We start from the raw sequence: 23866 nt of genomic DNA, 5'->3' as shown, positions 1-23866 counted from the left end.
GTGCCGCCCGGCGATGTGCACCGGGCCGGATAGGCTCGCCTCCTCATGAGCGCCACGATGATCGTCAAGGACCTGGCCGCCGGGCACGGCGACCGCCCGCTCTTCACCGGGTTGGACCTGGTGGTCGCGCCCGGGGACGTGGTCGGCCTGGTCGGGCCGAACGGGGCTGGGAAGTCGACGCTGCTGCGTACCCTCGCCGGGCTGCTGCCGGTCGAGGCCGGCAGCGTCACCCTCAGCCCGCCCACGGCGAGCGTCGGGCACCTGCCGCAGGAGCCGGAGCGGCGACCGGGCGAGACCGTACGCGGCTTCCTGGCCCGGCGCACCGGGGTGACCGGCGCGCAGGCCGCCCTCGACGCCGCCACCGAGGCGCTCACCGCCGGTGCGACGGGCGCCGACGACGGGTACGCCGACGCGCTGGAGCGCTGGCTCGCCCTCGGCGGCGCGGACCTGGACGAACGGGCCGAACAGGTCGCCGCGGAACTGGGCCTCACCGTCGACCTGGACCAGGAGATGACCGGGCTCTCCGGCGGCCAGGCGGCCCGGGCGGGGCTGGCCTCGCTGCTGCTCAGCCGCTATGACGTCTTCCTGCTCGACGAGCCAACCAACGACCTCGACCTGGCCGGTCTGGAGCGGTTGGAGGAGTTCGTGACCGGGCTGCGCGCCGGCACGGTGCTGGTCAGCCACGACCGGGAGTTCCTCACCCGGACGGTGACCCGGGTCCTGGAGCTGGACCTGGCGCAGCAGCAGATCCGGCACTACGGCGGCGGCTACGCGGCCTACCTGGAGGAACGCGAGGTGGCCCGCCGGCACGCGCGGGCCGACTTCGAGGAGTACGCCGACACCCGGGCGGCGCTGGAGGCGCGGGCCCGGACCCAGCGGTCCTGGATGGAGAAGGGCGTCAAGAACGCCCGGCGCAAGGCCACCGACAACGACAAGATCGGCCGCAAGTTCCGCTCCGAGGCGAGCGAGAAGCAGGCGGCGAAGGCGAAGCAGACCGAGCGGCTGATCGAGCGGCTCGAGGTGGTCGAGGAGCCGCGCAAGGAGTGGGAGCTGCGGATGGAGATCGCCACCGCGCCCCGCGCCGGCGCCGTCGTGGCCGCGCTGCGCGACGCGGTGGTACGCCGGGGAGCGTTCACCCTCGGGCCGGTGAACCTCCAGATCGACTGGGCGGACCGGGTGGCGGTCACCGGAGCGAACGGCTCCGGCAAGTCCACCCTGCTGGCCGCCCTGCTCGGCCGGCTGCCGCTGGACACCGGGCACGCCGCGCTCGGCCCCGGGGTGGTCGTCGGCGAGGTGGACCAGGCCCGTGGGCTCTTCCTCGGCGACGCGCCGCTGATCGACGCGTTCCGGGTCGCCGTACCGGAGCTGTCGCCGGCGGACGCGCGGACCCTGCTGGCCAAGTTCGGCCTGCGGGCCGGGCACGTGCTGCGGCCGGCCGCGACCCTCTCCCCCGGCGAGCGGACCCGGGCGGCGCTGGCGCTGCTCCAGGGGCGCGGGGTGAACCTGCTGGTGCTCGACGAGCCGACCAACCACCTCGACCTGCCCGCCATCGAACAGCTGGAGTCGGCGCTGGCCAGCTACCCCGGCACGCTGCTGTTGATCACCCACGACCGGCGGATGCTGGACGCGGTGGCGACCAACCGGCGGCTGCGGGTCGACGCCGGACGGATCGCCGAAGACTGATCCGTGCCGATGGCGCGCCACGGGGTGAGAATGACCCCATGCTCAAGTGGGAGTACGCGCTGCTGATCCGGCGGCGCCAGGCGGCGACGAACGACATCGGCTGGGAGGTCGTCTTCGTCTGGTACGGCCCGGACGGCTCGATGGTCGACGTCACCCCGTACGGGGACACCGCGCTGGCCCACCTCAACCGGGCCGGTGACCAGGGCTGGGAGTTGGTCGCGATGAGCGAGGACCCGTCCCTGCCCGGCAACAACGAACTGCACCGCTACCACCTGAAGCGACCCAAACCGGCGGCCCCGCCGCCCCGGCAGCGAATGCGGGCCGGCGGCCGACCGCGTCGGACCATCACCGGCTGACCGGCCGGGCGGCGGCGCGTGCCGGTCCGCTCGAGGCCGGTGTCGCATCGGTGCCTCACCGGCTCGGCCCCGGGGGTGTGCTGGTGAGCGAGATACCTCAGAGGCATATTGATGCCGCAGAGGTATCTGCCTGATCGGGGCTACCGCACGCACCGCCTGACCCCGCACCGCTCGACCACGCGGTGCCGTCGAATGTCCCTCCAGAGCAGGGCATATGCGGCGGGGATGCGGGTAACGGGCGGCGGGAGGTGACCCATGGTCGCGTTGGCACAGACCCCGCCGTCGGCGGACCGGCTGCGGGCGGTGGACGGGTTCCTCGCCGAGGCGTGGGCCGATCAGGTTGGCCACGACGACCGGCTGCGCGGCCTCGCCGTCGAGGTGCGCTTCGACCGCGGCGTCGCGCACGTGACCGGCGAGGTGGCCGACCCGGCGCAGCTGCGGCTGGTCCGGGATCAGATCGGCCGGCTGGCCGGGGTGCTCGGCGTCTGGTGCCGGGTCCGGGTCGCCGGGCGGGATCCGGTGGTGGTGGACCTCGGCTGCGGGCCGAGCAAGCAGTGGCCGGGGAACCTGGGTCTGGACATCTTCCCCGCGACCGGGGTGGACGCCGTGGCCGACCTCTCCCGGTCGCTACCGCTGGCCGACGATGCGGTCGACGTGTTCTTCACGGTGCACATCCTGGAGCACCTGATCGACTTCCTGCCCCTGCTGGACGAGTGCCACCGGGTGCTCCGCCCGGGCGGAGTGCTGCACGTGATGAGCCCCTGGTGGGGGCACGTGAACGCGGTGGCCGACCCGACCCACGTCCGGCTGCTCGACGTGCAGACCTTCAAGGGCATCTGCCTGCAGCGTCCGCCCGGCACGCCGCGCTGGTATCCGCTGCACGCCGGCTGCGACGGGGCCTCGATCTTCGCCGACCTCACCCCGGTCCCACCGGACGCCGCCCCACCCACCGCGTCGCACCTGGCCCGCTTCTTCGACTGACCCGCGACTCCCCCGAGCTCGGGGGGATCAGCGCGGGTGGGTGGATTCGCGGGGGGTCAGCCGGTAGGGGGCGGAGAGTTCGCGGGCCGGGGCGGAGGGGTCGCCGTCGAGGCGGTTGGCCAGCAGCTCGACCGCGAGCCGGGCGATCTGCTCCTTGTCCGGGGCGATGGTGGTCAGCGTCGGCACCGAGAAGCGGCCGTCCTCGATGTCGTCGAAGCCGGCCACGGCGACGTCGTCGGGCACCCGCAGGCCCGCCTCGTGCAGCGCCCGCAGCGCGCCCAACGCGAGGGTGTCGTTGAAGCAGAAAACGGCGTCGGGGCGTACCCGCGAGGTGAGCAGGTGGCGCATGGCGGCCGCGCCGTCTGCGCGGTGCCAGGCCGGCGCGGGCGCGATCAGCGCCTCGTCGTAGCCGAGGCCGGCCGCCTCCAGCGCGGCGGCGTAGCCGGTGAGCCGGAGCCGCGCGCTGGCCCCCTCCGGGGTGCGCTGTGACCCGATGGCGGCGATCCGGCGCCGGCCGAGACCGACCAGGTGGTCGGTGATCTCGCGGGCGGCGGCCACGTTGTCGATCACGACGTGGTCGGCGGGGCCGGGGTCGACCCGCTCGCCGAGCAGCACCATCGGGGTGCCGTCCAGGTTGGCCAGGTCGTCCGCGGTCAGCGCCAGCGGGCTGAAGATCAACCCGTCGATCAGGTGGTCGGTGATCCCGGAGGCCACCACCCGCTCCTGCTCGCGGCCGCCGCCGGTCTGGTCGATCAGCACCGTCCAGCCGAGTTCGGCGGCGGCGTTGACCACGTGCCGGGCCAGTTCGGCGAAGTACGGGATGTCCAGCTCCGGCACGGCCAGGGCGATCACGCCGGTGCGGCCCTTGCGCAGGTTGCGGGCGGAGAGGTTCGGCCGGTAGTTGAGGGCGGCGATCGCCTCCTCGACCCGGGCCCGGGTGTCCGGCCGGACGTGCACGTAGCCGTTCACCACGTTGGAGACCGTCTTCACCGACACGCCGGCCCGCTCAGCCACGTCCTTGAGCCTGTGTCGCACTTCCGCAACCTCCCCGATGTAACCACCGGCACTCTACCGCGTAACCCGCTCTTTACAACGTTGCCTGCAACGTTGTAAAAAGCAGGGAACAGGGTGTGCGGTGACCGTGGTCACCGGACACCAGAAATGACGAAAGGTGACATCCGGTGCGGACCGCACAGCTGACGATCGACCCGGCATTCGCGATCGGGCCGGCCGACCGGCGACTCTTCGGCTCCTTCGTCGAGCACATGGGCCGCTGCGTCTACGGGGGCATCTACGAGCCGGGCCACCCGGAGGCGGACGCCCTCGGGCTCCGACGTGACGTGCTGGAGCTGACCCGGGAGCTGGGCGTCTCCGTCGTCCGCTACCCCGGCGGCAACTTCGTCTCCGGCTACCGCTGGGAGGACGGCGTCGGCCCGGTCGGTGACCGACCGCGCCGGCTCGACCTGGCCTGGAAGACCGTCGAGACCAACGCGTTCGGCCTGCACGAGTTTATGACCTGGGCGGACGAGGCCGGGGTCGAGCCGATGATGGCGGTCAACCTCGGCACCCGGGGCGTGCAGGAGGCGCTGGACCTGCTGGAGTACAGCAACCACCCGGGCGGGACGCACCTCTCCGACCAGCGCCGCAAGAACGGCGCCGAGGATCCGTTCGGGGTGCGGCTCTGGTGCCTCGGCAACGAACTGGACGGCCCCTGGCAGGTCGGGCACAAGACCGCCGACGAGTACGGCCGGCTGGCCGCCGAGGCGGCCCGGGCGATGAAGATGATCGACCCGTCGATCAGCCTGGTCGCCTGCGGCAGCTCCAACCGGCGGATGCCCACCTTCGCCTCCTGGGAGGCGACCGTGCTCGAGCACACCTACGAGCACGTCGACTACATCTCCGCACACACCTACTACGACCCCTCCGACGGCGACCGGGCCAGCCTGCTCGCCTCCGCCGTCGACATGGACAACTTCATCACCGAGGTCGTCGCCACCGCCGACCACGTGGCGGCGAAGCAGCGGCACCGCCGCAAGCTGAAGATCTCCTTCGACGAGTGGAACGTCTGGTACGAGGCCCGCCTCCAGGCTGACCTGGACCGGCGCGGCTGGGTCGAGGCGCCGGCCCTGATCGAGGACGACTTCACCGCGGTCGACGCGGTGGTCGTCGGCGACCTGCTGATCACCCTGCTCCGGCACGCCGACCGGGTCGGCGTGGCCGCCCAGGCGCAGTTGGCGAACGTGATCGCCCCCATCCGGACCCGCAACGGCGGGCCGGCCTGGCGGCAGAGCATCTTCCACCCCTTCGCGCTGACCGCCCGGTACGCCCGTGGCACGGTGCTGCGTACCGAGCCGGTCTCGCCCCGCTACGAGACGAAGAAGTACGGCGACGTCCCAGTGCTGGACACCGTGGCCGTGCACGACGAGGAGACGGGCGAGCTGACCGTCTTCGCGGTCAACCGGGGCGACACGGACCTGGAGCTACAGCTCGACCTGCGCGGCGTGTCGGGACTATCCGGTCAATCCCACCTGACCCTCGCTGCCGGGGACGACCCGTCGGCGACCAACACCGAGGCCGAACCGGACAAGGTGACGCCTCGGGAACTGAACACCCCCACCCTCGACGCCGGCCGGTGCTCGGTGCGCCTGCCGGCCGTCTCCTGGAACGTGCTGCGCTTCGGAAACCGGCCCTGACCAGGCAAACTTTTTCCCGTCCCCCCAAGGAGAGATACGGCATGATCCAGAACGAAATGAGCCGGCGGCGACTGCTCGGCCTCGGCGTCGGGCTCGGCGCCGCGGCGACCCTGACCCTGGCCGGCTGCGGCGGCGGCGACGACTCCGGCGGCCCGGCGGCGGCCGGCAACGGTGGCAAGGACTACACCGGCCCGAAGGTGGACCTCAAGCTGTGGAACGGCTTCACCGGCGGCGACGGTGAGATCTTCAAGACGCTGGTGAACCAGTTCAACACCGAGCACCAGAACATCGCGGTGTCGGTCGCCACGTACCAGTGGGACGACTACTACAACAAGCTCCCCGGCGCGGCCTCCAGCGGCAACGGGCCGGACGTCGCGGTCATGCACATGGACCAGCTCGCCACCTTCGCCGCCCGCGGCGTGATCACCGAGCTGGACGACGTGGCCAAGACGCTCGAGCTGACCGAGGCGGACTTCGCCCCCACGGTCTGGCAGGGCGGTCTCTACAACAACAAGCGGTACGGCATTCCGCTGGACATGCACCCGCTGGGCTTCTACTACAACAAGTCGGTGATGCAGAAGGCCGGGCTGGACCCGAACAAGCCGCCGACCACCCGGGACGACTTCACCGCCGCGCTCACCGAGCTGAAGAAGTCGGGCGTGCAGGGCTTCTGGATCAGCCCGTTCCAGTTCACCGGCGGAATGAGCTTCTACTCGCTGGTCTACCAGTTCGGCGGCAGCCTCTTCGACGCCGAGGTCGCCAAGGCCACCTTCAACTCCGACCCCGCGGTCGAGGCGTGCACCTGGCTGGTCGACATGATCAAGCAGGGGCACTCGCCGGCGAACGTCGGCCAGGACGCCGAGTACCTGGCGCTGAAGAGCGGCAAGAACGCGTTCACCTTCAACGGCATCTGGCAGATCAACGATCTGAAGAAGAGCCCGGAGGTCCAGTGGGGCGTGATGCCCCTGCCGCAGATCGGCAGCAAGCCGGCGGCCTGGGCCAACTCGCACAACTTCACCATCGTCAAGCAGCGGGCCAACAACGCCAACAAGGTCTCCGCGTCGAAGGTGTTCATCAACTGGCTCAGCCAGCACTCCCTCGACTGGGCCAAGGGTGGCCAGGTGCCGGCCCGCAAGACCGTCCGGGACAGCGCCGAGTTCAAGGCGCTGACCGAGGTGAGCGCGCTCGCCCCCGAGCTGGAGTACGCGGCCTTCCCGCCGGCGACGCCCGGCCTGGGTGAGGTCATCACCACCTTCTACAACTCGTTCAACGAGGCCGTGCTGGGCAAGAAGTCGCCGAAGCAGGCGCTGGACGACGGGGTGGCCAAGGCCAACAAGCAGCTCGAGGACAACCGCAAGAAGTACGGGAGCTGATTCTCCGTGGCGGACGTGATCGAGGTCGGGGCGGCGCGCGGTGACGCGCCGCCCCCGGCGGCCAGCGCTGCCCGCCGGGGCGCCACTTCGGCGAACCGGTCCGGTCGGGCGACGCCCTACCTCTTCCTCGCCCCGTACCTGATCCTGTTCGGGGTGTTCGGCCTGCTGCCGATCCTGCTCGGCATCTGGCTCAGCGTGCACCAGTGGGACTTCCAGCTGCCCAACCGGCCCTTCGTCGGGCTGGACAACTACAAGGAACTCTTCTCCAGCGACTCGGCCGTCTACGGCGACTGGTGGCAGAGCGTCCGGGCCACGGCGATCTTCACGCTCCTCGCGGTGCCGCTGCTGGTGGTCATCCCGCTGGGGCTGGCCCTGCTGCTCAACCGCTCGTTCCCGGGCCGGACCTTCTTCCGGGCGGTCTACTTCGCGCCGTACGTGCTCGGCGTGGCGGTGATCGGCCTGCTCTGGCGGTTCCTGCTCGACGCGAACCTGGGCCTGGTCAATCGCGTGCTCGGCGTGCTCGGCCTGCCCGCCGACACCCCCTGGGTGACGGACGTGCCGTGGGCCTGGGTCTCCCTGGTCGGGGTCACCGTCTGGTGGACCTCCGGCTTCAACGCGGTGATCTACCTGGCCGGTCTCCAGGACATCCCGGCAGAGCTCTACGAGGCGGCGAAGGTCGACGGCGCGAGCACCTGGGAACGATTCCGCCACGTCACGCTCCCCGGGCTGCGCCCGGTGCTGCTCTTCGTGATCACCACGACGGTGCTCGCCTCGGCGAACGTGTTCGGCCAGTCGTTCCTGATCACCCAGGGCGCCCCTGGAACGGAGACCCGCACCGTGGTCTGGTTCATCGTCGAGGAGGGGCTGCGGGACAACGACGCCGGCCGGTCCGCGGCGATGAGCATCGTGTTCGCGCTGATGCTGGCCGTGGTGAGCCTCGCCAACTTCCGCCTCTTCCGCTACCGGGAAGACTGAGGGGACCGCCATGACGACGCCTACGCGCAACGCCCGCGGCGCGGCGAGCACCCTGCGCCGGACCGCGCTCTACGCCATCCTGGTGGCGCTCACGCTGGTCTTCCTGATGCCGCTGGTGTGGATGCTCATCACCTCGCTGAAGACCTACGACGGCGCCCAGCAGATCCCGCCGAGCTGGCTGCCCGACCCGCTCTCCGGGTACGGCTACCAGCAGATCCTGACCAACTCCGCCAACCCCGTGCTGCGCTGGTTCCTGAACAGCATGGTGGCGGCGACGCTGCACTCGCTGCTGGTGCTGGCGACCGCGTCGATGGCCGCGTACGCGCTGGCCCGGATGCGGTTCCGGGGTCGCGGGGTGAGCTTCGCGCTGATCGTCGGGACGCTCTTCATCCCGCCGACCTCGCTGATCATCCCGAACTTCCTCATCGTCGACTCGCTGAACTGGATCGACACCCTCGCCGTGGTCGTGGTGCCCGGCGCGGCCAGCGCGTTCGGGGTGTTCTTCCTGCGGCAGTTCTTCATCTCCCTGCCCAGGGAGCTGGAGGAGGCCGCGGTGCTGGACGGGGCGAACCAGTGGCAGATCTTCTACAAGGTGGTGCTGCCGCTCTCCAAGCCCGCGCTGGCCACCCTGGCGGTGCTCTCGTTCCTGACCAACTGGAACGACTTCCTCTGGCCGATCTTCGTGCTGTTCAGCCCGGAGAAGCTGACCCTGCCGCCGGGTCTGGGCCTGCTGCAGGGCTCCTACGTGACCGACTATCCGGTGATCATGGCGGGGGCGGTGCTGGCCAGCGTGCCGGTGCTGATCCTCTTCGTGCTCGCGCAGCGACACATCATCCAGGGCGTCTCCCGCAGCGGCCTCAAGGGATGACGGCCGGATCAATCCGGCGAGGTGGTGCGGCGGCCGTTCTCGCCGCCGCACTGCTCGTCGGGGGCTGCGGCAGCGGCGACGAACCCACACCCACGAGTACGGGGAGTGACCCGAGCATGTTCACCAACCCGGTCATCCGGACCGACGCCCCCGACCCGCAGGCGATCCGGGTCGGCGAGACCTGGTACCTGTTCCACACCAACGCCGGCGGTCGGAACGTACCGGTGCACACCTCGGCCGACCTGGTCGACTGGACGCCGGCCGGTGACGCCCTGCCGGCGCTGCCCGAGTGGGCGGACGCCGGGAAGACCTGGGCGCCGGAGGCGATCCAGCTCGGGCCGGAGCAGTTCGTGCTCTACTACACCGTCGCCGGTCGGGAGTCCGGGCGGCAGTGCGTCGGGCGGGCGGTCGCGACGGCACCGCAGGGCCCGTACCGCGACGACTCGGCCGGCCCGCTGATCTGCCAGGCCGAGTTGGGCGGGGCGATCGACGCCAGCCCGTACCGGGACACCGACGGCAGCCTCTGGCTGCTGTGGAAGAACGACGGCAACGCCATCGGGGTGGACACCTGGATCTTCTCCCAGCGCCTCTCGGACGACGGGCTGAGCCTGGTCGGAGAGCCGACGAAGCTGCTGAAGCAGACCGAGCCGTGGGAGGGCACCCTGATCGAGGGGCCGTTCTTCCACCGCCAGGACGGATCGCTCTACCTCTTCTTCGCCGCGAACGCCTACGACAAGGCCGAGTACGCCGAGGGCTACGCGGTCTGCGAGTCGCCCACCGGCCCGTGCGTGAAGGCCCCGGAGAACCCGATCCTGACCGGCAACGAGGCGGCCTCCGGCCCGGGGCACGCCTCGATGGTGGTCAAGGACGGCCGGACCTGGCTGCTCTACCACGCCTGGCCGCCCGGCCAGGAGGGCAGCACCGACCCGGGCCGGCAGACCTGGCTCGACGAGGTCGTCTGGCAGAACGGCAAGCCCGTGATCAAGGGCCCCACCGCCACCCCCCAACCCCGCCCCTGACACAACACCCGCCCCCCGCCCCCTGCCCCCTGCCCCCGCCCCCTGCCCCCTGCCCCCTGCCCCCTGCCCCCCGGTGATCATGAGGTTTGCGGCGGATCTGGAGATCGATAGCGCCGCAGACTTCATGATCACCCGGGAGGGGCGCGGTGGGAGGGGTGCGGTGGGGAGGGGTTAGTTGGGGGTGCGGGGGTGTGGGACGGCTTCGCGGGTGGCGAGGCGGTTGCGGCGGTAGCCGTAGCCGAAGTAGATCACCGCGCCGAGCAGCATCCAGGCGGCGAACCGCAGCCAGGTCTCCACCGACAGGTTCATCATCAGGTAGAGGCAGGCCAGCGCGGAGACGATCGGCAGCACCGGCGAGAACGGCACCCGGAACGGCCGGTCCAGCTCGGGGCGGGTCCGGCGCAGGATCGGCACCGCGACCGAGACCAGCACGAACGCGCAGAGCGCGCCGATGCTCACCAGGTCGGCCAGCGCGGAGAGCGGCAGCAGCCCGGCGAGCAGCGCGACCCCGACCGTCATGATCGCCGAGATCCGGTACGGGGTGCCCCAGCGCGGGTGCACCTTGGCGATCGACGGCGGGATCAGCCCGTCCCGGGCGATGGCGAAGCCGATCCGCCCCATGGCCACCAGGTCGACCAGGATGACGCTGGTCAGGCCGGCGACCGCGGCGATCGAGACCAGGACCGCCGCCCACCCGGCGCCGACCGCCTCGAAGGCCGACGCGATCGGGGCGGCCCGGTCGATGTCGGTGTACCGCACCATGCCGACCAGCACCAACGAGACGCCGATGTAGAGCACGGTCGAGATGAGCAGCGTGCCGAGCAGCCCCAGCGGTAGATCCCGGCGCGGCTTCCTGGTCTCCTCACCGAGGTTGGCCACCGCCTCGAAGCCGGTGTACGCGAAGAAGACCACCGCGGCCGCGCTGAGCACCCCGACGAATCCGAAGACCGAGGGCTCCAGGCCGAAGATGGCCTGGGTGAGCGGCTGCCGGATGCCGTCCTCCCCGCCGGAGGCCGGCTCGGCCGGCGGAATGAACGGGGTCAGGTTGGCGGCCTTGACGAAGAACAGCCCGGCGACCACCACGAAGACGCAGATGGCGACCTTCACCAGCACCAGCAGGTTGGTGATCCGGGCGGACTCCCGGATGCCGACGATGCCGACCACGCCGAGGACCAGCACGATGGCGACCGCCCCGAGGTTGACCACGCTGCCGTCTTCGGCGAACCACCTGGCGGGGAGGTCGAACAGCTCGGCCAGGTAGCCGGACCACCCGCGGGCCACCACCGCCGCGCCGAGGGCGAACTCCAGCAACAGGTCCCAGCCGATGATCCAGGCGACGATCTCGCCCATCGTCGCGTACGCGTAGGTGTAGGCGCTGCCGGCCGTCGGCACGCTGGAGGCCAGCTCGGCGTAGCAGAGCGCGGCGAGCAGGGCGACCACCCCGGCGATGGCGAAGGAGATCACCACGCCCGGGCCGGCGCTGTCCCGGGCCTCGATCCCGGTCAGCGTGAAGATCCCGGTGCCGATCACGATGCCGATGCCGAACCCGGTCAGGTCGAGCGCGCCGAGCCGTCTCTTCAGGCCGGGACGGCCGTCGGAGCCGTCCGCCTCGCTCTGCGCTAGCACATCCCTGATCGGCTTGGTACGCAGCACGGACACCGCGCTCACCCCTCCCCACCGTGCGACCACCACCGCCGGCGGCCGGTGACCCGGGTTGCTACCCAGTACGCCTCGGCGCCAACCGCCAGTTTCTGCGCCAACCGGTCACCGGGTCTTGCGCGGAGCGCGCCCGGTGTGAAAATTTCCTTCTAGCGGCAGATAGGCAGCGGCGAATCTTGCCGAGGCGGGCCGCCACCCGACCGGAGCCCCAACGAAGGGACACCGCATGAAGGCATCTCGGCTCGCGGCCGCCGGACTGGCCGCAACTCTGCTCGGCGCGCTCGTCGCCGCACCGTCAGCCACCGCCGCACCCGACCCGGCGGCCTCCACCACCTGCACCACCGACCCGGCCACCCCGAAGCGGCAGTTCCGCGCGCTGTGGATCGCGTCGGTGACCAACATCGACTGGCCCAGCAAGGCCTCGCAGGCCGCCCCCGACCAGGTCGCCCAGCAGAAGGCCGAGTATCTCGACTGGCTCGACCTCGCCGAGCGTCTCAACCACAACGCGGTCGTCGTGCAGGTCCGCCCGACCGCCGACGCGTTCTGGCCCTCGGCGCACGAGCCCTGGTCGGAGTACCTGACCGGGGTCCGTGGCAAGGACCCGGGCTGGGACCCGCTGGCCTTCCTGGTCGAGGAGTCGCACAAGCGCAACCTCGAGTTCCACGCCTGGTTCAACCCGTACCGGGTCTCCATGCCGGCGCCCGGCGGCGCCGGCGCCGACCTCGCCCAGCTCGCCCCCGGCCACCCCGCCCGGCAGCACCCCGAGTGGACCTTCGCCTACCCGCCGGCCGGAGTGGCCGGCAGCCGGCTCTACTACAACCCCGGCATTCCGGAGGTCCGCGAGTTCGTGCAGACCGCGATGATGGACGCGGTCACCCGGTACGACATCGACGGCGTCCACTTCGACGACTACTTCTACCCGTACCCGAGCGGCACCCACCAGGTGCCGGACGACGCCACCTTCGCGGCGTACAACCGGGGGTTCACCAACAAGGCCGACTGGCGGCGGGACAACATCAACCTGCTGATCCAGGAGATGAACGCCAAGATCAAGGCGGCCAAGCCGTGGGTGAAGTTCGGGGTCAGCCCGTTCGGCATCTGGCGCAACGCCAGCGCCGATCCGCTGGGCTCGGACACCACCGGCAGCCAGTCGTACGACATCATCTCCGCCGACACCCGCACCTGGGTCAAGCAGGAGTGGGTCGACTACATCGTCCCGCAGCTCTACTGGTACATCGGGCAGTACCCGGCGGCCGACTACGCGCGGCTGGTCCCGTGGTGGGCGGAGACCGTCCGGGGCACTCGGGTGCAGCTCTACATCGGGCAGGCCGACTACAAGAGCGGCGACCCGGCGTACGGCAGCTTCTGGATGAACCCGCGCGAGCTCTCCGACCACCTCACCCTGAACCGGTCGTACCCCGAGGTCCAGGGCAACGTGCACTTCTCGGCCGTCCAGGTGCGGGCCAACCGGCTCGGCGCCACCGACATCTACGCCGCCGAGCACTACTCCCGCCCCGCGCTGGTGCCGACAATGTCGCACCTGCCGGCGAAGCCGCTGCTCTTCCCGGTGGTCACCAAGGCCACCCGGCAGGCCGACGGGGTGCGGCTGAGCTGGCGACAGCCCGCCGACGGGGTGGGACCGTTCGGTGACGCCACCGGATACGCGATCTACCGGTTCGACGGCACGACGTCCGGCGGCGCCTGCGGCACCGCGGACGCCGCGCACCTGGTGGACACGGTCCGGGCCACGTCCGGCGCGGTGCAGTCCTGGGTGGACACCACTGCGGTGCCGGGCAAGCGCTACACCTACCGGCTGACCGCGCTCGACCGGCTCGCCAACGAGAGCCCGCTCAGCCCGCCGCGATTCGTCGGCTGAGCACCGACCGGATGCCCCCGGGGCGACGGCCAAGCGCCGCCCCGGGGGCATTCGTCTGTTTGGGCGCATGTCACCAATAGTTGGCACGAACCACAGATCCGTGCCCATCTATTGATCGAGACTGATCGGCACCGGTGATACCCGCCGGTAACCCCCGTCCCGCCCGCACACCCCCGCGGAGGTACACGTGCCCAGACGCCTCGCCACCCTCCTCGCCTCGGGCGCACTCGCGCTGCTCGTCGCCCTCGGACTCGCCTCCCCCGCCGCCGCCGTCACCCCGGCCCAGAAGCTCTCCGTCCTCTCCAGCTTCACCCAGACCAGCGCCAGCAGCTACAGCTCCTGGAACTCCGCCCGGCTCAACAAGGCCGCCTGGTCCGAGTACGCCTTCGACTGGTCGACCGACTACTGCTCGTCGAGCCCGGACAACCCGCTCGGGTTCACCTTCAACATGTCCTGCTACCGGCACGACTTCGGTTACCGCAACTACAAGGCGATGGGCCAGTTCCCGGCCAACAAGTCCCGCCTGGACAGCGCCTTCTACTCCGACCTCAAGCGGGTCTGCGCCACGTACAGCACCATCGTCCGGCCGGCCTGCTACAGCCTGGCCTGGACCTACTACCAGGCCGTCAGCATCTTCGGCTCGGTCGCCGCGGTCGACCCGGCCGACATCGAGCGCGCCGCCAAGATGAAGGCCGACGCCGAGCGTCGCGCCGGCCTGCGGGTCTGACCCGGGTGGGGGCCCGCGTCGCTGGAAAGCCGGCGGCGCGGGCCTTCAACCGTGCCCATCCGGGCCGGCGTCGGATCGAGCACCCGACGGCTCAGGCCCGTTCGGTCTGGCCCGCCGGGCGGCGCTCCGGCTCCGGCGCGGCCTGCCGTGGTGCCGGGCGGGCCCGCGTCGTGCGGAACCGCGTCGAGTCGGCGGCCAGATCCGGATGCTCCACGTTCAGCGCCAGCGCGGCGGCCTCCTCCAGCCCCAGCTCGACGCCCTGGGAGTACGCGTCGTCGAACGCGACGTCGCCCAGCGACCGGCGCAGCTCGGCCTGCCGGTCGGCCCAGTAGCCGTCGTAGATGCCCGGGGTGGACCGCAGGTTGGCTCGGGTCTCCTGGGCGGCGCCGAAGAGCCGGGCGGCGGTACGCGGGTCGCCCCCGGCCGCGCAGCGCACCGCGATCGCGTTCAACGTGTCGCAGGCCCGGCCGTGGAAGCCGTGGCTCATCCGCGACCGGAGTGCCACCAACAGGTGCTCGTGCGCCGCGACCAGGTCGCCGCGGCCCAGGGCGACCATGCCGAGCAGCATGTCGACCGAGCGCCGGCCCCGCTCGACCGGGCGGGCCGCCTCGACCGGCCGAGCCGCCCCGAGCAGTTCCGCCGCCTCGTCGAGCGCGCCGCGCCGCCAGAGCAACTCGGCGAGGCTGTGCACGGCGAGCAGCGCGTCGCCGAGCACGGCCTGACTCTGCGCCCAGTCGATGACCTCCCGGCAGACCCGTTCCGCCTCGGCGAACTGTCCCATGTCGACCAGCGGCGCGGCCCGCCCGGCCAGCACCCGGGCCAGCAGGCCCGAGTCGCCGGCCTGCCTGGCCGCCGCCTCGGCCCGCTGCGAGTAGCGCAGCTCCTCGGCGAACTCGCCGTCCGCGCCGGCGTGCAACGAGTGCATGTGGTACGCCGCCGCCAGCTCGGCCTCTGGGATCCGCTCGCCGGTCTCGGCGATCCGCCCGTAGAGCCGGAACAGCCAGAGCCGCCCCTCCCGGGCCAGCCCGCGCTCCCGCCACCACTGGTCCAGGCCACCGGCGAGCCGCAGACCCGCGGCGGCGCTGCCACCGGTGGCGCACCAGCGCAGCGCGGCCCGCAGCTCCCCGGCGAGGGGGTCGAGCGCGTAGAGCGAGAGGGTGACCGGCCGTCCGTCCGGACCCAGGTGTGCCCGCTCCAGCGCGTGCGCGGACCAGGCCACGTGCCGGTTCCGGGCGGTCTGCTCCTCGCCGGCCTCGGCGAGTCGACGCGCCGCGTACGCCCGGATCGGGTCGAGCATCCGGTAGGTGCTCCCCGCGGCGTGCGGCTCGGCCAGCACCATCGACTTGTCCACCAGCACCGACAGCGGGTCGAGCGGGTCGTCGCCGAGCAGCCACTCGACCGTCGCCAGGTCCACCGGCCCGGCGAAGACGGACAGCCAGCGCAGCAGCCGGGCGGCCCGCGGCCCGAGGGTCCGGTACGACCAGGTGACGGTGGCCTGCATGGTGAGGTGCCGCTCGGTGGCGGAGCGCTGCACGGCCCGGCTGGCCGGCGTCGGCGGAGCGGCACCCGCCGCCGCGGCCACCAGGTCCACGGTGTCCTGTTGGTTGCCCATCCAGCCCCGGTCCACCGGCGGCGGCTCCGGATCCTCCCGGCCGGCGTCCAGGGTGCCGAGCATGTCGTCGAGGCGCTCGGCGAGCTGACCCACCGAGAGCACCCGCAGCCGGGCGGCGGCGAGCTCGATGGCGAGCGGCAACCCGTCGAGGCGCTGCACCACCCGCCGCAGGTCGGCCGACTCCGCCGGGTCCGGCTGCCGCCCGCCACGGGCCGCCGCCGTCCGATCCAGCAGCAGCGCCACCGCGTCGCTCTCCACCCCGTCGGCCGGGGGCTCGACCGAGAGGGGCGGGATCCGCCACACCACCTCGCCGGGCAGGCCGAAGGACTCCCGGCTGGTGGCCAGCACCCGCACCCCGCGCCCCCCGGCGAGGAGCCGGGAGATCACCTCGGCCGACGCGGCCGGCTGCGCGTCGCAGGTGTCCAGCAGGACCAGCATCCGGCGGGCCGCTGCGTACTCGACCAGGGTGTCCACCACCGGCCGGCCCGGCTCCGGGCGCAGGCCGAGCACGGCGGCGATCTCGAACGCCACCAGCCCCGGGTCGGTCACCGCGGCGATGTCCACGAACCAGACCCCGTCCGGGTACGCCTCGACCTCGCCGCAGGCCAGCTCCACCGCGAGCCGGGTCTTACCGGCGCCACCCGCGCCGAGCACCGTGACCAGCCGATGCTCGGCCACCAGCCGGTTCAGCTCGGCCCGCTCGGCCTGCCTGCCGACGAACGAGGTGACCTGGGTGGGCAGGTTGTGCGCCACCGCGTCGGCGGTACGCGGACGCGGGAACTGCCGCTCCAGACCCGGCGCGACCAGCTGGAAGAGGCGTTCCCTGTCGTCGAATCCCCGCAGCCGGTGCAGCCCCAGGTCGAGCAGGGAGGCGCCGGCCGGGAGCGGCTCGGCCCGCCGGGCGGTGGACGCCGAACAGAGCACCTGCCCACCGTGAGCGGCGGCGGCGATCCGGGCCGCCCGGTGCACCTCGGCGCTGGCGTACTCGCCGTCGCGCGGCTCGGCGTAACCGGTGTGCAAACCCATCCGCACCCGGGGCGCGGAGTCCGGAGTGGGCCAGTCATGGCTGGCCAGCGCCCGCTGCGCGGTCAGACAGGCGGTCAGCGCCTCGGCCGCGTCGGCGAAGGCCAGGAAGAACGAGTCGCCTTCCGTCAGCAGCTCCGCGCCGCCCGTGCCGGCCAGGGTCCGGCGCAGCAGCCGGCGGTGCTCCCGCAGCACCGGGCGGTACTCCGGACCGAGCAGTTGGGCCAGGCGGGTCGAGCCCTCGATGTCGGTGAACACGAAGGTCACCCACCCGGTCGGGAGCTGGATTCGTGCCGCCATGCGTCGAACCTCCGCCCGTGACGTCGGGTTCATGCTGCCTGAAGCGGAGCGATCACACATCGTGAGAACGGCCGGCCAGGCTCGGACTCAAAGTGCCACTCGGCCTCGCCTGGGGCAAGGCCGGCCCGCCGCTCGGCGGGTTGCGCGTCGATCCCGACCGGTTGTCCGTCGATCCTCGCGGATGTCCGTCCATCCTGGCGGACTGTCCGTCGACCTTGCTGACTCTGCGGGCCTGACCGGGCTGACCGGGTGCGGCGCCGGCCGCGGGCGACCCGACGCCGGGGTGCGGCGGGTCAGCAGCCGCAGCCGCCACCGCAGCAGCCACCACCGGCGGGAGCCGGGGCACCGGTGGCGGCGCCCGCACCGCCCCGGCCGGTGATAGCGACGGTGGAGAGCAGCTTGACCGTGTCGCCGTGGCCCTGCGGGCAGGCAGCCGGCTCACCTGCCTGCGCCATCGGGCGGTTGACCTCGAAGGTGTCGCCGCAGGCGCGGCAGCGGAACTCGTACCGGGGCATGGCATCAGGGTACGTCCGGGCCTGACGTTCAGCGGGGTATGGGTGATACTCGACGGGTGGCGGACGGCGAGGACAGATCGACCTTTCGGCCCCTACGACCGGCGGCGCCGCTCGACGGGCCGCTCGCCGAGTCCGGCGCGGCGCCGGAACCGGGGCCGCGGCAGGTGCCCCGGCCCCGCCGACCCTGGCTGCGCGCCAACTCCCCGACCGAGCCGGATGGCGCGTCGAGCGACGCTTCGGCCGGTGCCGCGACGACCGGCTCGGCGACAGCCGGCGCTGCCGACGGCACGGGCGGCGCGACCGACCAGCCGACGGCGGAGGGCGCGACCGGCTCGGCCGAGCCCGGCGCCGGGGACCCGGCGACCGAGGCGGCTCCGACGACCGGGCCGACGGCCGAAGCGGCCGCGGCGACCGAGGCGGCGACCGAAGCCGGCACGGCCACCGGTGAGTCGAAGACCGAGGCCAGCGCGGCCACCACCGATCCGAAGGCCGAGGCCAGCGCGAGCACCGGCGACCCGAAGAACACCTCGGACGGTCCGAAGACCGAGGCCGGCGCGGCGACCACCGAGCCGAAGACCGAGACCGACGCCGCGACCAACGAGCCGAAGACCGAAGCCGGGGAGGGCAGCACCGGCGCCAAGGCGGACGCCGGCACGACCGCCGCACCGAAGGCCGACTCCGACCCGGCCGGCACGAGCCCGAAGGCCGCCCCGGACGGGGCGACGGCCGAGCCGGCCACCGGGAAGGCCACCGTGGACGGTCCCGCCGGGCGTACCCGCCGGCACCGGGTGCCGTTCGCGCACGCCGTACGGCTGGGCCCGCGTCGGGCGGCGGTGAGCGCGGCCCGGGCGACCCGGGCCTGGTCCCGGCGGCCCAGCGGACGGCTCACCCTGCCCGGGATGTTCCTGCTGGTACTGGTCGCGGCGACCGCGGCGGCCGGCGCGCTGCTGGTCCCCGCGGCGGTCCGGGCGCCTCGCCCGGTCGCGGTCGACGGCGCCACCGGGCCGACCGTTCCGCCGGCCGGGGTGGCGCCGACCGCGGTGCCGTCCGGCCTGCCGGGCGGGGTGCTGCCCACGACGCCCCTGCCCACCGGCGTGGTGCCGCCCACCGGGCCGGTGATCGGGGTGGGTGGCCGGCCGGCCGACGCGCTGGCCGCCTGGGCCCAGCAGGTCGGCCCGAAGGTCGGCATCTCGCCGGTCGCCATGCAGGCGTACGGCTACGCCGAACTGGTGCTCGCCCAGACCAACCGCAGCTGCGCGTTGAGCTGGACCACGCTGGCCGCCATCGGGTTCGTCGAGTCCTCACACGGCCAGGCCAACGGCGCCCAGCTGGGTCAGGACGGGCGGGCCACGCCGGAGATCATCGGGCTTCCGCTGGACGGGCGGGACGGCCGGATGCGGATCGTCGACACCGACCGTGGGCAGCTCGACCGCGACACCACCTTCGACCGGGCGATCGGGCCGATGCAGTTCATCCCGACCACCTGGCAGGAGATCGGCGCGGATGCCGACAACGACGGCCGCAAGGACCCGCACGACCTGGACGACGCGGCCCTGGCCGCCGGCAACTACCTCTGCAAGAACGGCCGCAACCTGAGCATCCCCGGCGACTGGTGGAACGCGATCCTGTCGTACAACGATGTGCGCCGTTACGCCCAGGACGTCTACAACACCGCCAACCGGTACGGACAGACGAGCCGTACGTGAAGTGATCGTCCGCCTACATTTGGAGAGCTGGACACTTCCCCCGGGCTGCGGTTAGCGGCAAGCTAGACAGGTGATGGTGCGCGAGTGGGACCCCAGGACCGCGTCGTCCGCCGAGATCTCGTCGCTGCTGGAGACGCTCAACGCGGTTCTCGCGGCCGATCTGCCACAGGATCCGCCGTGGCAGGAGAGTTCCCTGCGGGAATACCTCACCGAGGTGATGCCGGGCGAGCGCCGGATCTCCTGGGTCGGGCAGGAGGAGCCGGCCGCCAACGGGGCGCCGGGTGCCATCCTCGGCCAGGTGCACGTGCTGCTCCTCGGCGACATCGGCGTGCTGGAGGTGCTGGTGCACCCCTCCGCCCGGCGCACCGGCCTCGGCCGTGACCTGGTCCGGGTCGCGGCCCGACGGGTCTACCAGGAGGGCTTCTCCTCGATCGGCGTCGAGGTCGTCGGCGACACCCCGGCGATCGCGTTCTACGAGTCGCTCGGCTTCACCCGGGAATATGTCGAGACCCGCAGCGTGCTCGACCTCGCCGCGGTCGACTTCACCGAGCTCGCCGAGATGTCCACAGGGGTCGGCGCGGGCTACCACGTGGAGTTCCACCCGGGCGGGCCACCGGACGAGTTGATCGAGGCGTACGCCCGGGCCAAGTCCGAGGTGCGCGACGTCGACGACGGTGAGCTGCGGCCCAGCTCCTACGACCCGCAGCGACTGCGGGACAGCCTGGACTGCCTGCACCGGCGGGGCATGAAGCCCTACATCGTGCTCGCCCAGCACGAGCAGTCCGGTGAGGTGGCCGGCCTGACCGAGGTGGTGGTGCCGGCGCAGCACCCGACCCGGGCCGACCAGTACGACACGATCGTCGTGCAGGATCACCGGGGCTACGGCATCGACCGGGCGATCAAGGCGCGGATGCTGCTGGAGCTGCGCTCGGCCGAGCCCCAGCTGGCCGAGGTGCAGACCTGGAACGCCCAGGCCAACGAGGCGATGTTGAAGGTCAACGCCGAGCTGGGCTACCGGCCCGACCGCGACTGGTGCGAATACAGCGTGGACGTGGCCGAGCTGGTGCACCGCCTCGATCCGCCGCGCTGACCAGCTGTTCACGAAACGGTCCCGCGGGGGATGGACGCTGGCCACTGTGTGCCCTTAACGTGCGTTAGTTCACCGTCCACCCATCGTGGAGGCTTCATGCGCCCGCGCCGCACTCTCGCCGCGCTCGCCACCGCCGCCGCCGTCACCACCACGGCCATCGGCGTCGCACCAACCGCGGCCAGCGCCGCGCCCACCGACCTGTTCATTTCCGAGTACGTCGAAGGCTCGTCGAACAACAAGGCCATCGAGCTGTTCAACGGCACCGGAAGCGCGATCGACCTGGCCGCCGGGGGCTACCAGCTCCAGCTCTACTTCAACGGCTCCACCACGGCCACCAACCTCGCGCTGACCGGCACGGTCGCCGCCGGCGACGTGTTCGTCTTCGCCGCCACCTCGGCGGGGCCGGCGATCCTCGCCCAGGCCGACCAGACCACCGGCGCCAGCCTCTTCAACGGCGACGACGCGATCGTGCTGCGCCGCGGCGGGACCGTGCTGGACTCGCTCGGCCAAGTCGGCGTCGACCCGGGCACCGAGTGGGGCAGCGGCGTCACCAGCACCGCGGACAACACCCTGCGCCGGCTCGGCACGGTGACCGCCGGCGACACCGACCCGTCCGACGCGTTCGACCCGGCCGGCCAGTGGGCCGGTTTCGCGACCGACACCTTCGACGGTCTCGGCGCGCACACCGTCGACGGCGGCGGCCCGGTCGACGCGCCGGCCACGCTGAACTGCGGAGCCGCCCTGGTCACCCCGGCCGGCACCGCGGCGACCCGGGAGGTCACCGCGACCGACCCCGACGACACGATCGTCGACCTGGCGGTCAGCGCGGTCAGCCCGACGCCGAGCACCGGCTCGATCAGCCGCACCGCCCTCACCCCGGCCGACGGGGTTGGCGGCACCGCCCGGGCCACGGTGAGCACCAGCGCCGACCTGGCCGCCGGGGCGTACACCGTCACGCTGACCAGCACCGACGCCGGCGGCGGCACCGCGACCTGCACCCTGTCGGTGCAGGTGACCCGGGAGCTGACGGTCGGCGAGGTGCAGGGCCCGACCACCGACGGCGAGTCCGGCCCGGTCGACCGCTCGCCGCTCGCGCCGGCCAGCGGCAACGGCACCAGCAGCAACCTCTACGACGTCCGTGGCGTGATCACCCAGCTCACCCTGGCCCGGACCTCGGCCGGCGCGGAGCAGCGCGGCTTCTTCCTGCAGAGCCGCCGGGACGCCACCGACGGTGACCCGACCAGCTCGGACGGCATCTTCGTCTTCATGGGTGCCTTCACGTCGTTGATCGGCGGCTATGTGCCGACGGTCGGCGACGAGGTGGTGCTCCGGGCCCGGGTGTCGGAGTACTTCACCATGACGCAGCTCTCCGGCGCCTCGCTGGTCCGCAAGCTGGCCTCGGGCCTGGATGTCGACACGGCCGTCGAGGTGACCGACGCGGTGCCGCCGACCGAACTCGCCGACGCCGCCCGCTTCTGGGAGCGGCACGAGGGAGCCCGGCTGCGGGTCCGGGCGGGTAGCGGCGCGGTGAGCGGACGGGACGTCTTCGCCTCCACCGCCGACGCGGAGATCTGGGTGGTCGACCGCGACGACCCGCTGCTGGACCGCGCCGACCCGTACGCCCGCCGGGTCTTCCGGGACTCGCACCCGCTGGACAACGACCCGACCCGGCGCTTCGACGACGGCAACGGGCAGCGGATCATGCTGGGCAGCATGGGCGTGAAGGGCACCAGCGGGGACAGCACCGCCCTCCTCCCGCCGGCACACACCTTCGACACCCTGGGGCAGGACGCCATCGGCGGGCTGTACTACTCGTTCGAGAAGTACGGGGTGCAGGTCGAGCGGGCCGAGTTCACGGCCGGCGCGGACCCGTCGAAGAACAACCCGCCGAAGCCGGCCGACCGGTCCAAGGAGGTCGCCGTCGCGACCTACAACGTGGAGAACCTCTACGACTACCGCGACGACCCCTTCGACGGCTGCGACTTCACCGGCAACTCCGGCTGCACCGGGGTCAGCCCGCCGTTCGACTACGTGCCGGCCAGCGAGTCCGACTACCGCGAGCAGCTCACCTCGCTCGCCGACCAGATCGTCACCGACCTGCACGCCCCGGACCTGATCCTGGTGCAGGAGGCCGAGGACCAGGACATCTGCACGGTCACCGGCGCGGCCCTGAGCTGCGGCAGCACCGACAACGCCGACGGCGCGCCGGACACCATCCAGGAGTTGGCGCTCGCCGTGGCGGCGGCCGGCGGCCCGGCGTACGCCGCCGCGTACGACCGCACCGGTGCGGACGCCCGCGGCATCACGGCGGCGTTCCTCTACCGCACCGACCGGGTGCGGCTCGCCGAGGCGACCGCCGGAGACCCGGTGCTCGGCTCGGCGCCGACCGTGCAGTACCGGGCGCCCGGGCTGCCGGCGAACGCGGACGTGCAGAACCCGAAGGCACTCAACGCCCTGCTCCCGTCCGACGTGGACACGTCGACCGGGCGCGACGGCGACAACGTCTTCACCCGGGCCCCGCAGGTCGGCAGGTTCAGCGTGGCCGCCGCACCTGGCTCGGCCGAGCGCTACACCCTCTGGGCGGTCAGCAACCACTACTCGTCCGGCCCGGACAGCCGGGTCGGGCAGCGCCGGGAGCAGGCCGCGTACGGGGCCGCGATCGTGACCGCGATCGAGGCCGCCGACCCGAACGCCCGGGTGGTCTACGGCGGGGACCTGAACGTCTTCCCCCGCCCCGACGACCCGATCGCCACCGCCGCCCAGCCCACCCCGTCCGACCAGTTGGCCCCGCTGTACACGGCCGGGCTGCACAACCTCTGGGACGACCTGGTCGCCGAGGTGCCGGCGTCGGCCTACTCGTACAGCTTCGAGGGGCAGGCGCAGACGCTGGATCACCTCTTCGTCAACGACGCGATGCACCGGGACCTGGTGCAGGTGCGGGCGGCGCACATCAACGCCGACTGGCCCGCCGAACACGCCGGTGACGGTTCCCGCGGGTCCAGCGACCACGACCCGCAGGTGGCACGGTTCAGCTCCCGCGCGGCGCTGAGCGTCGCCGACGTCACCGTGGCCGAGGGGGACAAGGGCACCCGGCAGCTCACCTTCACCGCCACCGTCTCCCGACCGCTGTCGCAGCCGGTGCTGCTCTGCGCCGCCACCTACGGCACCACGGCGCAGGCCGGCTCGGACTACGACCCGTACGTGGGCTGCAAGGTGCTGCCCGCCGGCCGGACGTCGGTGGCGTTCCCGGTGACCGTCAACGGTGACCGGCGACGCGAGGCCGACGAGAAGCTGACCCTGCTGGTCGCCGGCGTGCCCGGCCTCCAGCTGGCCGACCCGCTCGCGGTGGGCACCATCAGCAACGACGACTGATCCCGAACCGGTCGCCGACGGCCCCGTCACCCGCCACC

The 23866-nt window shown here is 72.4% G+C and carries 16 protein-coding genes and 1 pseudogene; 13 read left to right on the top strand and 4 right to left on the bottom strand.

The window, feature by feature from the left end; genetic code table 11:
• Nucleotides 1-45: 45 nt before the first annotated feature.
• From AB0C04_RS19605 to AB0C04_RS19595, 3 genes and pseudogenes are all read left to right on the top strand, one after another.
• The gene (locus AB0C04_RS19605; protein WP_357056315.1) at nt 46-1683 is read left to right on the top strand and encodes an ABC-F family ATP-binding cassette domain-containing protein; all 1638 of its coding nucleotides are present in this window, start codon (nt 46-48) and stop codon (nt 1681-1683) included.
• 38 nt (nt 1684-1721) lie between these two features.
• A pseudogene (locus AB0C04_RS19600) lies at nt 1722-1967 on the top strand (hypothetical protein); the annotation flags it as partial.
• Between the two features lie 327 nt (nt 1968-2294).
• Nucleotides 2295-3020 (top strand): methyltransferase domain-containing protein, encoded by a 726-nt coding sequence (locus tag AB0C04_RS19595; protein ID WP_357056312.1) that lies wholly within the window; start codon nt 2295-2297, stop codon nt 3018-3020.
• Between the two features lie 27 nt (nt 3021-3047).
• Here AB0C04_RS19595 and AB0C04_RS19590 read toward each other — a convergent pair whose 3' ends face one another.
• Nucleotides 3048-4055: a LacI family DNA-binding transcriptional regulator gene (locus tag AB0C04_RS19590; RefSeq protein WP_357056309.1), complete on the bottom strand. Its 1008-nt coding sequence runs from the start codon at nt 4053-4055 to the stop codon at nt 3048-3050.
• Nucleotides 4056-4201: 146 nt separating this feature from the next.
• On the opposite strand from AB0C04_RS19590, the gene AB0C04_RS19585 reads away from it, so the two are divergent.
• From AB0C04_RS19585 to AB0C04_RS19565, 5 genes are all read left to right on the top strand, one after another.
• Complete coding sequence (locus AB0C04_RS19585; protein WP_357056306.1) at nt 4202-5713, top strand: alpha-N-arabinofuranosidase; 1512 nt, start codon at nt 4202-4204, stop codon at nt 5711-5713.
• Between the two features lie 41 nt (nt 5714-5754).
• Nucleotides 5755-7086: an ABC transporter substrate-binding protein gene (locus tag AB0C04_RS19580; RefSeq protein WP_357056303.1), complete on the top strand. Its 1332-nt coding sequence runs from the start codon at nt 5755-5757 to the stop codon at nt 7084-7086.
• Nucleotides 7087-7092: 6 nt separating this feature from the next.
• Nucleotides 7093-8061 carry a sugar ABC transporter permease gene (locus tag AB0C04_RS19575; RefSeq protein WP_357056300.1) on the top strand — a complete coding sequence of 323 codons (969 nt, stop codon included), beginning with the start codon at nt 7093-7095 and terminating at the stop codon, nt 8059-8061.
• Between the two features lie 10 nt (nt 8062-8071).
• Entirely contained in the window at nt 8072-8929 is an 858-nt protein-coding gene (locus AB0C04_RS19570; RefSeq protein ID WP_357056296.1) for a carbohydrate ABC transporter permease, read from the top strand.
• Between the two features lie 116 nt (nt 8930-9045).
• Nucleotides 9046-9948: a glycoside hydrolase family 43 protein gene (locus AB0C04_RS19565; RefSeq protein WP_357056292.1), complete on the top strand. Its 903-nt coding sequence runs from the start codon at nt 9046-9048 to the stop codon at nt 9946-9948.
• A gap of 171 nt (nt 9949-10119) precedes the next feature.
• Here the strand turns inward: AB0C04_RS19565 and AB0C04_RS19560 are convergent, their stop codons facing one another.
• Nucleotides 10120-11607 carry an amino acid permease gene (locus tag AB0C04_RS19560; RefSeq protein ID WP_357056574.1) on the bottom strand — a complete coding sequence of 496 codons (1488 nt, stop codon included), beginning with the start codon at nt 11605-11607 and terminating at the stop codon, nt 10120-10122.
• 226 nt (nt 11608-11833) lie between these two features.
• Between AB0C04_RS19560 and AB0C04_RS19555 the strand changes: the two genes are divergently transcribed.
• Together AB0C04_RS19555 and AB0C04_RS19550 are read left to right on the top strand one after the other, a co-directional pair.
• Nucleotides 11834-13483, top strand: a complete 1650-nt coding sequence (locus AB0C04_RS19555; protein ID WP_357056289.1) for a family 10 glycosylhydrolase — start codon at nt 11834-11836, stop codon at nt 13481-13483.
• Nucleotides 13484-13670: 187 nt separating this feature from the next.
• Nucleotides 13671-14210, top strand: a complete 540-nt coding sequence (locus tag AB0C04_RS19550; protein WP_357056286.1) for a phospholipase — start codon at nt 13671-13673, stop codon at nt 14208-14210.
• Nucleotides 14211-14301: 91 nt separating this feature from the next.
• Here AB0C04_RS19550 and AB0C04_RS19545 read toward each other — a convergent pair whose 3' ends face one another.
• Both AB0C04_RS19545 and AB0C04_RS19540 read right to left on the bottom strand, forming a co-directional pair.
• Complete coding sequence (locus tag AB0C04_RS19545) at nt 14302-17178, bottom strand: adenylate/guanylate cyclase domain-containing protein (protein WP_357056283.1); 2877 nt, start codon at nt 17176-17178, stop codon at nt 14302-14304.
• Nucleotides 17179-17438: 260 nt separating this feature from the next.
• Entirely contained in the window at nt 17439-17660 is a 222-nt protein-coding gene (locus AB0C04_RS19540) for a zinc ribbon domain-containing protein (RefSeq protein WP_357056280.1), read from the bottom strand.
• A gap of 56 nt (nt 17661-17716) precedes the next feature.
• On the opposite strand from AB0C04_RS19540, the gene AB0C04_RS19535 reads away from it, so the two are divergent.
• From AB0C04_RS19535 to AB0C04_RS19525, 3 genes are all read left to right on the top strand, one after another.
• On the top strand, nt 17717-19366 hold the full coding sequence (locus AB0C04_RS19535; protein ID WP_357056277.1) for a lytic murein transglycosylase: 1650 nt from the start codon (nt 17717-17719) through the stop codon (nt 19364-19366).
• Nucleotides 19367-19439: 73 nt separating this feature from the next.
• Nucleotides 19440-20456, top strand: coding sequence for a GNAT family N-acetyltransferase (locus AB0C04_RS19530; protein ID WP_357056571.1), 1017 nt, complete (start codon nt 19440-19442; stop codon nt 20454-20456).
• 96 nt (nt 20457-20552) lie between these two features.
• Entirely contained in the window at nt 20553-23828 is a 3276-nt protein-coding gene (locus AB0C04_RS19525) for a lamin tail domain-containing protein (protein ID WP_357056274.1), read from the top strand.
• The last annotated feature ends 38 nt before the right edge of the window (nt 23829-23866 follow it).

This window comes from Micromonospora sp. NPDC048909 (assembly GCF_040649635.1).
Lineage (GTDB): Bacteria > Actinomycetota > Actinomycetes > Mycobacteriales > Micromonosporaceae > Micromonospora.
The sequence above is the reverse complement of the archived record's forward strand: the minus strand, read 5'-3'. Positions and strand labels throughout refer to the sequence as shown.